This window comes from Bacteroides cellulosilyticus DSM 14838, from assembly GCF_000158035.1.
GTDB classification, from domain to species: domain Bacteria; phylum Bacteroidota; class Bacteroidia; order Bacteroidales; family Bacteroidaceae; genus Bacteroides; species Bacteroides cellulosilyticus.
Window position 1 is genome coordinate 448,807 of sequence record NZ_EQ973495.1, and the last position, 10,981, is coordinate 459,787.

Annotated in this window: 11 protein-coding genes and 1 tRNA gene; 8 read left to right on the plus strand and 4 right to left on the minus strand. The window is 42.9% G+C overall.

Going from position 1 to position 10,981, the window contains the following annotated elements:
- The first annotated feature begins 199 nt into the window (after nt 1-199).
- The gene (locus tag BACCELL_RS24025; RefSeq protein ID WP_007214742.1) at nt 200-433 is read left to right on the plus strand and encodes a TQO small subunit DoxA domain-containing protein; all 234 of its coding nucleotides are present in this window, start codon (nt 200-202) and stop codon (nt 431-433) included.
- A gap of 117 nt (nt 434-550) precedes the next feature.
- On the opposite strand, the gene pulA is transcribed toward BACCELL_RS24025, so the two are convergent.
- The 3 genes from pulA to BACCELL_RS24040 form a co-directional block, all read right to left on the minus strand.
- The gene (gene pulA / locus BACCELL_RS24030) at nt 551-2,548 is read right to left on the minus strand and encodes a type I pullulanase (RefSeq protein WP_007214743.1); all 1,998 of its coding nucleotides are present in this window, start codon (nt 2,546-2,548) and stop codon (nt 551-553) included.
- 73 nt (nt 2,549-2,621) lie between these two features.
- A complete protein-coding gene (ruvC, locus tag BACCELL_RS24035) occupies nt 2,622-3,191 on the minus strand; it encodes a crossover junction endodeoxyribonuclease RuvC (protein WP_007214744.1) in 570 nt (189 codons plus the stop codon).
- Nucleotides 3,188-3,493, minus strand: coding sequence for a DUF4286 family protein (locus BACCELL_RS24040; protein WP_025726279.1), 306 nt, complete (start codon nt 3,491-3,493; stop codon nt 3,188-3,190). Before BACCELL_RS24040 ends, ruvC begins: the two co-directional genes overlap by 4 nt.
- 112 nt (nt 3,494-3,605) lie before the next feature.
- Here BACCELL_RS24040 and BACCELL_RS24045 point away from each other — a divergent pair.
- Nucleotides 3,606-3,679 (plus strand) — tRNA-Ala (locus BACCELL_RS24045).
- 718 nt (nt 3,680-4,397) lie between these two features.
- Here BACCELL_RS24045 and BACCELL_RS24050 read toward each other — a convergent pair.
- A complete protein-coding gene (locus BACCELL_RS24050) occupies nt 4,398-5,084 on the minus strand; it encodes an energy transducer TonB (RefSeq protein WP_007214747.1) in 687 nt (228 codons plus the stop codon).
- A gap of 265 nt (nt 5,085-5,349) precedes the next feature.
- On the opposite strand from BACCELL_RS24050, the gene BACCELL_RS24055 reads away from it, so the two are divergent.
- The 6 genes from BACCELL_RS24055 to BACCELL_RS24080 form a co-directional block, all read left to right on the plus strand.
- A complete protein-coding gene (locus BACCELL_RS24055; RefSeq protein WP_007214748.1) occupies nt 5,350-5,580 on the plus strand; it encodes a hypothetical protein in 231 nt (76 codons plus the stop codon).
- A 228-nt stretch (nt 5,581-5,808) separates the two neighbouring features.
- Nucleotides 5,809-6,828 (plus strand): phenylalanine--tRNA ligase subunit alpha, encoded by a 1,020-nt coding sequence (gene pheS / locus BACCELL_RS24060; RefSeq protein ID WP_007217433.1) that lies wholly within the window; start codon nt 5,809-5,811, stop codon nt 6,826-6,828.
- A 100-nt stretch (nt 6,829-6,928) separates the two neighbouring features.
- Nucleotides 6,929-8,125 carry an MFS transporter gene (locus BACCELL_RS24065; RefSeq protein WP_007217432.1) on the plus strand — a complete coding sequence of 399 codons (1,197 nt, stop codon included), beginning with the start codon at nt 6,929-6,931 and terminating at the stop codon, nt 8,123-8,125.
- On the plus strand, nt 8,122-8,796 hold the full coding sequence (nth, locus tag BACCELL_RS24070; RefSeq protein ID WP_007214751.1) for an endonuclease III: 675 nt from the start codon (nt 8,122-8,124) through the stop codon (nt 8,794-8,796). Before BACCELL_RS24065 ends, nth begins: the two co-directional genes overlap by 4 nt.
- Before the next feature lie 87 nt (nt 8,797-8,883).
- Nucleotides 8,884-10,143 (plus strand): phosphoglycerate kinase, encoded by a 1,260-nt coding sequence (locus tag BACCELL_RS24075; protein WP_025726278.1) that lies wholly within the window; start codon nt 8,884-8,886, stop codon nt 10,141-10,143.
- 86 nt (nt 10,144-10,229) lie between these two features.
- The coding region (locus BACCELL_RS24080; RefSeq protein WP_007214753.1) for a porin at nt 10,230-10,981 on the plus strand (752 nt) is incomplete at its 3' end.

Sequence of the window (10,981 nt, forward strand, 5' to 3'; positions counted from 1 at the left end):
TCTCCACTAAACAGCACATTGTGGGGAACTGCCATGGGTGGCCTATTAGGGAACATTTTGCAGCCAAATATCATAAAAAAGAACAATCAAAATAAATAATACAGGAGTCTATGGAGAAAGAACCAACACCAGAACGCCCGTCAGGCCAGACCTATGACCTTTCCGGTATGTTTTCGCTGGCTCTCCGCCTGGTAGTCGGATGGACTTATTTTTCTGCATTCTGGCGAAGATTAGTTCTTTTCCGGTGAGCAATATACGTAATAAATATGTTGCAAAAGTAAAACCCGGGGAACATAGTCTCGTTATTCCATTAGGGGCTAAAGCAGAAATTAATATTGAAAAAAACACTAGCGATATACCAACTGGAATATATAAACTTGAATTAATGGATATAAGCGGAATTACCTGGAAAACGGATATCGCTAAAGAATAACACAAACTATAATATAATGCCCAAACTCTCAATTTTTATGTATCCGGGCGAATACAGATGCGCCCCTACAAGTAACACAACTCGTAGGGGCGATATTTTATTATATATACGCTATTCTTATTTATAAATAATCAACGCAGACTGTGCAGGAACGATCACTTCTGATCCGTAAAGTGTACCCAATCCTTTTTCACTGATGAAACCATCCTTGCAAACAACCGTATACTTACCTTCGGGAACTGTCAGTTTAGCAGGTTCTTTACGTGAGTTCAACGCTACTATAATATCTTCCCATGCATCACTGTTGGCATGTTCCTTCAAACGGTAGGCTATCAAGTTACTGCCCTCCACAGGAAGGAATTCCAAATGCTTACGTACCAGATCCGCATCTCCCATGCGGAAAGCAGGGTGATTCTTGCGTAACTGTATCAAACCTTTATAATAAGCGAAAACATCTGCATGTTCTGCTTTACGTTTCCAGTCAATAGCATTTATAGAGTCAGGACTTTGGTAACTGTTATGCACGCCCTTCTTATCACGCATCACCTCTTCACCGGCATAAATAAACGGTATGCCTTGTGAAGTAAATACAGCCGTTTGAGCCAATTTATCCAATTTTATCAACTCCTGTGGCGTAATACCCGGAACACTTGCATTCAGTCTGTCAACCAAGCACATATCATCATGGCAAGAAACATAACTGACCATTTGTGTCGGCTGTTCAGCCCAGGAAGCCTTACTATAATTCACCAAATCATTGTCCACTTGCGGATGCTTGACAGCACCGACAATACCGAACTTGATACTCTCTTCGCCTCCCGGAATTCCGGCAAGAAAAGCACCTTGATGATTGTCATTGAACGGACCACGCAATCCGTCACGCATTTCGTCAGAGAATGCAGCAATGCCCGGCATCCGGTAAGTATTCGCTTTCATAGCCAACGAGTCTTCCGGCATCTGGGGAGCTTTAGCCGCCCAACCTTCACCATAAATAATGATACTCGGGTCAACTGCCGTAGCTGCCTTCCGAATTTCATTCATCGTTGCTATATCATGAATACCCATCAGATCAAAGCGAAAACCGTCAAGGTGATATTCATTAATCCAATGCAACACGGATTCTATCATATATTTCCGCATCATAGGGCGGTTACTTGCCGTTTCATTGCCACAAGCGGAAGCGTCAGCAAAGCTACCATCCGGCATCTGGCGATAAAAATATCCCGGCACTGTACGTTCAAAGTTGCTTTCAGCCGTATTGAATGTATGATTATACACCACGTCCAACACTACACGAATTCCTGCTTTATGCAATGCTTGCACCATCTGTTTGAACTCTTTAATACGAACAGAAGGATCATAAGGATCGGTAGAATATGAACCATCAGGCACATTGTAGTTCTGAGGATCATATCCCCAATTGTATTTGTTTTCATCCAATCTGGTCTCGTCTACGGAAGCATAGTCATAAGATGGAAGAAGATGTACGTGCGTCACACCCAGTTCTTTCAAATGATCAATACCGGTTGCCAATTGTTCAGGACTCAACGTACCTTCTTCTGTCAATGCCAGGAATTTACCTTTGTGCTGAATACCGGAAGAAGGATCGATAGAAAAATCACGGTGATGCATTTCATAAATAATCGCATCTGCCGGAGAAGCCAACGCAGGGCGTTTATCAGTTGCCCAACCTTCGGGATCAGTCGCATTCATATCTATAATTGCGGCACGCTTTCCATTTACTCCTACGGCTTTGGCGTTGATGCCCGGAGTATCTCCCATCCATTTATCCTTAATCTTTACATTGAATGTATAGAATTTCCCAATCAGGTCTTTTTCCACCTTTGCTGTCCAGGTTCCTTCCTTATCGGCCACCATTGAAACGGTTTCATAAGCATGACCACTGTCACCGGTATCAAACAACATCAGACGCACTTCATCGGCAGTGGGTGCCCACAAAGTAAAATTTGTAACTTCAGGAGTATACTCCATCTCTGTCAGGTCACCCGAGCGAACAGGATACAGCTCATAAGACGCGTACTCTTTTTTCGCCGGAGAACAGCTGACAATCGTAGCAGCAGCCACTCCAATCAAGGCAAGTTCATTCAGTTTCATGGTCGTTATTTTAAGTATTAAATGTCATGTATTAATTATTGAGTATCAAGCATTAAGTATTAGATATGAGATATTATCGCTTTACTTTGTCGGGATTCTTGGCTATGAAATCTTTCCAGCCATGATATCCTTTCTCTACTGTAGGGCGTCCCATTTGCAGGAAATGACAATAAGCGGCAGCAAGACCGTCCGTGGCATCCATAAATGTAGGCATATCCTCCTTTGCAAAATGCAACATACGTTGCAACATATCTGCTACCTGCTCCTTGGAAGCCTGACCGTTTCCGGTGATAGCCATTTTAATTTTTAAAGGAGCATATTCCGTGATCGGTATATCCCGGCTGAGAGCGGCCGCCATGGCAACACCTTGTGCACGCCCCAACTTCAGCATAGACTGTACATTCTTCCCGAAAAAGGGTGCTTCAATGGCAAGTTCATCAGGCAGATAGCTCTCGATTATACTCAACACCCTCTCGTGTATATGACGTAATTTCAAGTAATGGTCACCCATTTTACGCAGATCAATAATGCCCATAGCTATCATCTCAGGTTTTGTTCCCTGTACACGCAAAACTCCGTATCCCATAATGGTCGTACCGGGGTCAATGCCCAGAATTATCTTTTCCTTGACAGGCTGTATCACTCTATCACCTCCATCAGTGTAGGAAACCCTACCACTTTATCCTGGAATATCTTAACCAGCTCTTCGTTCAACTTTGTTCCCTGTTCCAGATGCCAGCGATGCAAAACACCGGAATTTTCCACTTCAAACTGAAGGGAATAACAGGTACTGCCCTCTTCACGGTGACTGAGTACACGAACAATGCGCGGTGTATGCAATGCACCAGCCTTTTCTACTTCGGGTAAATAGAATTCTTTGATCCAGATTAGGAAGTTATCTTCCTGTCCTTCTTCTACTTGATAGGTTGTATTATAAATCAGCATATTTTTTCTTTCACTTTGTTTCGCAAACATAGCAATTATTTCAGAATAATGCATTATATTTGCGCCACCAAAAAGAGAGAAACCTCGCAAACGTTAGCGAAGGATCAAAAAAGGGGGGTTAGCTCATCTGGCTAGAGCGCGACACTGGCAGTGTCGAGGTGATCGGTTCGAGTCCGATACTCTCCACGATAAAAAGGAATATATCAGAAGCAGGATATATTCCTTTTTTTACTCTATCTCCCCACCTATCCTTTATAAATCCAAAAAGATTCCACAATAGAATACTTAGGAACAATAAGAAAGATGAGTAAAAGGTCGTATGAAAACCACGCTTTGCTTTATTACTTTTCTTCTTTTGCCCGTAGCAAAACTTCGTCCTACAGTTGCGGGCTATACGTTTTCCAATTGTAGGCTATGCAGCCCGCAATTGCGGGACAGACAGCCCACAATTGGAAAACGAGGTTTTACTTATAGCATAATGACATTAACATGAAAGCTTTAGGGGAAAAAGAAAGGGGCATATCAAATTTTGCATCTATAATTCAGCCTTCTATACCATGAGAAGATGGTGTTTAACTCCAGTAATGAATAATTGCAGGCTAAAAAAAGATATTTGTACGAATCCGGGCAAAGTTTGTACAATGCACATTAAGAATCTGTGAATTAGTAAATTACAAGTATAAAAACGTTCTTTATTGTCTGTTTTATGGTGTAGGATGAAGCTTTTATGCATCTTCCTACACCGCTTCATACATCATATATACACCTGATAATCAGATAAAAATAATAAATGGTGTAGGATGTAGGAACTATTGATGCAAAGTGAAATGGTTCATTCAAGCATCCACACTCAAACAAACCATTTCACCTTTAATCAAACAATGTAATGATTTTAAAACTTATCCTATTGTAACTTAAACGTCACAGGCACTGTAAACTTGCAGCGTACGGGTACGCCACGTTGTTTTCCGGGCTTCCATTTCGGCATGGTAGAAATAACGCGAACCGCTTCTTTGTCCAGATAAGGATCAACGCCTCTTATCACGTTCACATCCACGATGCTACCATCCTTGTTCACAACAAACTGTACTGTTACACGCCCCTGGGTTCCATTCTCTTGTGGAATGGTGGGATACTTGATATTCTTACTCAAATACTGTAAAAGACCGACTGTACCACCATTGAGAAATTGCGGATTTTCTTCCACTACTTCAAAAATCTCATCTTCTACCGGTACATCTTCGTCCACAGTGACAGGTATGTGTTTCACTACCACATCCTCACCGGTTTCTTCCGAGGAAGCGAAATTGGTTTCTTCTACATTAGCGTCATCATCTATTATTGTCAAAACATCATTAATAGGAGTAACTTGAGGTGGAGGTGGGGGAGCAACCTCAGGCTGCCTTGTAAGAGGGATCTCCATGTCCTGTTCAAATACATTTTCGACGATACGACCACTCGTGTCAATCTTAATATCACGCGTCCATTCAAACGCTACGAACATGAAGGCAAGTACGACTACATAACCTACAAGTAACCACGTGGGTCTCTTGCTTTCCAAGTTTGCTTTGGGTGTTTTTTTGGTTTCCATAGTTTACAAATTAGTTACTATATAATGCCTTCTGTTAAGAATCTGACACTATATAGATATTGTTAGTAATACGAAAACACTTGTGGCCACTATTTTCTGTAATAAAGATAGTTGAATAGCTATTAAGTTGTTATCAGAGAGGCCTATTAATATATTTTTTTAATATCTGTTCGAAAAAATTGCTTAGCAAAAAGATTATTTGCGCCGGAATACTTAAGAATACTAAAAAAGCAGTTACCTTTGCCGAATAAATCAATCATAAAAGATGAAACAAACTAATTTAAGGAAAAGCGACATTATACTGCATACGCTTAACCCCTATGACCCTGAAATGCAGCGTTACCTTTCCCTCTCTAAAAGAATCGAGCAATTGATGAACAATGCGGAAGATGAAAACGACCCATGTGTTCCTGTTGAGCTCATGGCAGAATTCTTTGTTTTGCAAGAAGAACTTTATCAAAAAGCACTGAAAAGGAACAAAGAAGAAGCTAATTAACCTCCCACAAAGATAAGGAGGACAGTGCATAGCTGACAAGGATAATGATTATCCACAATCTATACGATACGGAGATCGCATAGAGATGCTACGAAGATTTACACCTAACCAGCCACAGACTTTTTCCCCGCGACCGATTAATTTTATAAAGAGATTGGGAGCGAAATCATGATAAAGTTGTATCTTTGCACCGTTTTATGTATTTCGGAAATAAATAATAACGACGATATGATAGATAAAATCAACCAGCTTCTGCAAGAAGTGGAAGCACTGAAAGCTGCCAACGCCGAGGAACTGGAAGCACTCCGCATCAAATTCCTCAGTAAAAAAGGCGCTATCAATGACTTGATGGCAGACTTCCGCAACGTGGCTGCCGAACAGAAGAAAGAAGTCGGCATGAGACTGAATGAACTGAAAAACAAGGCGCAGGAAAAGATTAACGCCCTGAAAGAACAGTTCGAAAGCCAGGATACGGGTTGTGACGATATTGACCTCACTCGTTCCGCTTATCCGGTAGAACTGGGTACACGCCACCCGCTCACCATCGTAAAAAACGAAATCATCGATATATTTGCACGTCTGGGTTTCAGTATTGCCGAAGGTCCGGAAATTGAGGATGACTGGCACGTGTTCTCCGCATTGAATTTTGCTGAAGATCACCCCGCACGCGATATGCAGGATACTTTCTTCATCGAAGCACATCCCGACATCGTATTGCGTACGCACACTTCATCCGTACAAACACGCGTTATGGAAGTCTCACAACCTCCTATCCGCATCATTTGCCCGGGACGCGTATATCGTAACGAAGCTATCAGCTATCGTGCACACTGCTTTTTCCATCAGGTAGAAGCGTTGTACGTAGATAAAGACGTATCTTTCACTGATCTGAAACAGGTGTTATTGCTCTTTGCCAAAGAAATGTTCGGCGAAGATACCAAGATCCGTCTGCGTCCGTCTTATTTCCCGTTCACGGAACCCAGTGCCGAAATGGACATCAGTTGTAACATTTGTGGCGGAAAGGGCTGTCCGTTCTGCAAGCATACCGGCTGGGTAGAAATCCTGGGTTGCGGTATGGTAGACCCCAACGTATTGGAAAGTAACGGCATCGACAGTAAGGTATACAGCGGATACGCCCTCGGTATGGGTATCGAGCGTATTACTAACCTGAAATATCAGGTGAAAGACCTTCGTATGTTCTCTGAAAACGACACAAGATTCCTGAAGGAATTCGAAGCCGCTTACTAAAATAAGTGGAGAGTTGAGAATTAAGAGTTGAGAGTTGGGCTGCGCTATCATGCCACAGGCAACTCTCGATTCTCAATTCTCAACTCTCAATTTAATAAGAATGAAAGATAAACTTGTTACTTCCAGTTATTGTTTTATTCTCGCAGCCAACTTCCTGCTGTATTTCGGATTCTGGTTGCTGATACCGGTACTTCCCTTTTACCTGTCCGAAGTATTCAGTGCCGGCAATTCCACAATCGGTATCATTCTTTCCTGCTACACAGTAGCTGCATTGTGTATCCGCCCTTTCTCCGGTTATTTTCTGGACAGTTTTGCACGTAAACCTTTATATTTGATGGCTTACTTCATCTTTATGACGATGTTTGCCGGATACATTATTGCAGGCTCTCTTACACTGTTTATCATGTTTCGTATCATACAGGGAGTATCGTTCGGAATGGTAACCGTAGGTGGTAACACAGTCGTGATTGACATCATGCCATCTTCACGACGCGGAGAAGGATTGGGATATTATGGGCTTTCAAACAACATTGCAATGGCAGTGGGTCCGATGTCAGGATTATTTCTGCATGATGCAGGAATGAGTTTTACTACCATATTCTGCTGTTCACTAGGGTCCTGTATGGCTGGGTTCGTTTGCGCTTCTCTTGTAAAGACTCCTTATAAACCACCTGTGAGACGGGAACCGATATCTCTCGACCGATTCATATTGCTGAAAGGTATTCCAGCAGGTATCAGCCTCTTGTTGCTTTCCATTCCTTATGGAATGACGACCAACTATGTGGCTATGTATGCCAAACAAATCGGGATTAATGCCACCACAGGTTTCTTCTTCACTTTCATGGCAATAGGAATGGCTATTTCACGTATATTCTCCGGAAAGATTGTGGACAGAGGTAAGATAACGCAGGTTATTTCCGCTGGACTGTATCTCGTGGTGTTCAGTTTTTTCCTGCTTTCGGCCTGTGTATATCTTATCAGCTGGAACAACATGGTATGTACGATTGTTTTCTTTTCCGTGGCCTTGTTGCTGGGAGTGGGGTTCGGCATTATGTTCCCCGCTTACAACACTTTATTTGTCAATCTCGCCCCCAACAGCCAACGTGGTACCGCCACTTCCACCTACCTGACCTCCTGGGATGTAGGCATCGGTATCGGTATGTTGACAGGAGGCTATATTGCAGAAGTCAGCACCTTTGATAAAGCCTATTTATTCGGAGCCTGCCTTACCATTGTTTCCATGCTCTACTTCAATGGCAAAGTAGCTCCCAATTACCATAAAAATAAATTGCGATGAGAAAGAAAGAACGTTATGAAAAAGTCCTTGCCTGGTTTCGGGAAAATCGTCCCGTAGCCGAAACGGAACTACACTATGAGACTCCGTTTCAACTGCTGATAGCGGTCATCCTCTCCGCCCAATGTACGGATAAACGGGTGAATATGATTGTTCCGCCACTGTATCGCGACTTCCCGACTCCGGAAGTTCTCGCTGCCAGTACTCCGGAAGTGATATATGAATATATCCGTAGCGTGTCTTACCCCAATAACAAGGCAAAACATCTGGTAGGCATGGCACAAATGTTGGTGAAAGACTTCAACAGCGAAGTGCCCGGCACACTGGAAGAACTCATAAAACTTCCCGGTGTAGGACGTAAGACGGCAAACGTCATCCAATCCGTTGTATTCAACAAAGCGGCAATGGCAGTAGACACTCATGTGTTCCGTGTAAGCCATCGCCTCGGACTAGTTTCGGACCAATGCACCACCCCGTTCAGTGTAGAAAAAGAACTGGTGAAAAACATTCCGGAAGCCGACATTCCCATTGCTCATCACTGGCTTATTTTGCACGGACGATACGTCTGCCAGGCACGTACACCACAATGTGACAACTGCGGTTTGCAATTGATGTGCAAATATTATTGCGAGAAGTATAAAGTTAGCAAAGAGAAGCCGAAAGATAAAGAATAAATGACGGTTTCATAGCAAAAGAAAGAAATAAATGCTAACTTTGCGCTCACGAAAACAAATTAATAACACTTTTAAATAAAATAGAGTATTATGACAATTGATCAATTCAACTTTGCCGGTAAAAAGGCATTCGTTCGTGTGGACTTCAATGTACCCTTGGACGAAAACTTCAACATTACAGATGATAACCGTATGCGTGCTGCTCTTCCTACGCTGAAGAAAATTTTGGCTGACGGTGGCAGTATAATTATTGGTTCTCACCTCGGTCGTCCGAAAGGTCCGGCTGACAAGTTCTCTTTGAAACATATCCTGAAACATCTGTCAGAATTGTTGGGTGTTGAGGTGCAATTCGCTAACGACTGTATGGGCGAAGAAGCTGCTGTAAAAGCTGCTGCTCTGCAACCGGGTGAAGTGCTGTTGCTTGAGAATCTTCGTTTCTATGCTGAAGAGGAAGGCAAACCCCGCGGTTTGGCAGAAGATGCGACAGACGAAGAAAAAGCTGCCGCCAAGAAAGCCGTAAAAGAAAGCCAGAAAGAATTCACCAAGAAATTGGCTTCTTATGCTGACTGCTACGTAAACGACGCTTTCGGTACAGCTCACCGTGCACACGCTTCTACGGCTTTGATCGCTAAATATTTCGACAAAGACAGCAAGATGTTCGGTTACTTGATGGAGAAAGAAGTGAAAGCTGTTGATAAAGTATTGAATGACATCAAACGTCCGTTCACTGCTATCATGGGTGGTTCTAAGGTTTCTTCTAAAATCGAAATCATCGAAAACCTGCTGAGTAAGGTTGATAACCTGATCATCGCCGGTGGTATGACTTATACTTTCACTAAGGCTATGGGTGGAAAGATCGGTATTTCCATTTGCGAAGATGACAAACTGGATCTGGCTCTTGACCTGGTAGCAAAAGCTAAAGAAAAAGGTGTAAACCTGGTATTGGCTGTTGACGCTAAGATCGCTGACGCTTTCTCTAACGACGCCAACACTAAGTTCTGTCCGGTTGACCAAATTCCTGATGGTTGGGAAGGTTTGGATATCGGTCCTGAAACAGAGAAAATCTTCACAGACGTTATTAAAAACTCCAAGACTATCTTGTGGAACGGTCCGACTGGTGTATTCGAATTCGAGAACTTTACTCATGGCTCACGTGCCGTAGGTGAAGCTATCGTAGAGGCTACCAAGAACGGTGCTTTCTCACTTGTAGGTGGTGGTGATTCCGTAGCTTGCGTAAACAAGTTCGGTTTGGCAAGCGGTGTTTCTTACGTTTCAACCGGTGGTGGTGCATTGCTCGAAGCAATCGAAGGAAAAGTTCTTCCGGGTATCGCTGCTATCAACGAATAAAAACAGACATTATCATACCCAAAGGCAGCTCTTTGAAAAGAAGGGTTGCCTTTTTTAATCTTATATCTTCACATCTATAAAAAATAATGAAACGAATACTGTTATCCTTCGCTTTCTTGTTCTCTGTCCTGATAGCAACGGCACAAGATGCTTGTTTAAACGACGTAGTAAACACTCTGAAAGACCGTATCAGCCTTGCCGGTTATGCACAGGTAGGATATACGTATGATGATGCCGACGATGGCAGTAATACCTTCGACATCAAGCGGGTTATCTTCATGGCACAAGGTAAAATCACTGACCGCTGGCTATGTTACTTCATGTACAGCTTTGCCAATACCGGGAAAATACTTGAAGCATACACCGAATACAAATTCCTCCCCCAACTGACCGCCCGCATCGGACAATTCAAAACGATGTATACCATTGAAAACCCAATGTCTCCCTGCTATGTAGAGTTGATCAATTGCTACGCGCAGTCTGTCAATTATCTGGCCGGTATCAACGGCAGCGATCCGTTATATGGTTCCAGCAGCGGACGCGATATGGGTCTTCTGATTTATGGAGACCTGTTCGGCAAACTGGTAAATTATAATCTTGCATTGATGAATGGACAAGGCATCAATCTGAAAGACAAGAACAACCAGAAAGATATTGTAGGCAGTCTGATGGTTCATCCGCTCGACTGGCTATCCGTAGGTGGTTCTTTTGTTAAAGGAAAGGGATGCGCAGTAGCCACTTCCACTCTTAATCCGGATATACAGGTAGGTGAAAACTATACGCGTAACCGTTGGTCGGCAGGTGCAGTGATTAAGACCAAACCGGTTGATGTACGCAC

What these genes read in the sequence shown, in the direction of transcription:
- BACCELL_RS24065 (WP_007217432.1), top strand. Translation starts at nt 6,929, where the DNA reads ATGAAAGATAAACTTGTTACTTCCAGTTATTGTTTTATTCTCGCAGCC.
- BACCELL_RS24050 (WP_007214747.1), bottom strand. Translation starts at nt 5,084, where the DNA reads ATGGAAACCAAAAAAACACCCAAAGCAAACTTGGAAAGCAAGAGACCC.
- pheS (WP_007217433.1), top strand. Translation starts at nt 5,809, where the DNA reads ATGATAGATAAAATCAACCAGCTTCTGCAAGAAGTGGAAGCACTGAAA.
- nth (WP_007214751.1), top strand. Translation starts at nt 8,122, where the DNA reads ATGAGAAAGAAAGAACGTTATGAAAAAGTCCTTGCCTGGTTTCGGGAA.
- BACCELL_RS24025 (WP_007214742.1), top strand. Translation starts at nt 200, where the DNA reads ATGGACTTATTTTTCTGCATTCTGGCGAAGATTAGTTCTTTTCCGGTG.
- pulA (WP_007214743.1), bottom strand. Translation starts at nt 2,548, where the DNA reads ATGAAACTGAATGAACTTGCCTTGATTGGAGTGGCTGCTGCTACGATT.
- BACCELL_RS24055 (WP_007214748.1), top strand. Translation starts at nt 5,350, where the DNA reads ATGAAACAAACTAATTTAAGGAAAAGCGACATTATACTGCATACGCTT.
- BACCELL_RS24040 (WP_025726279.1), bottom strand. Translation starts at nt 3,493, where the DNA reads ATGCTGATTTATAATACAACCTATCAAGTAGAAGAAGGACAGGAAGAT.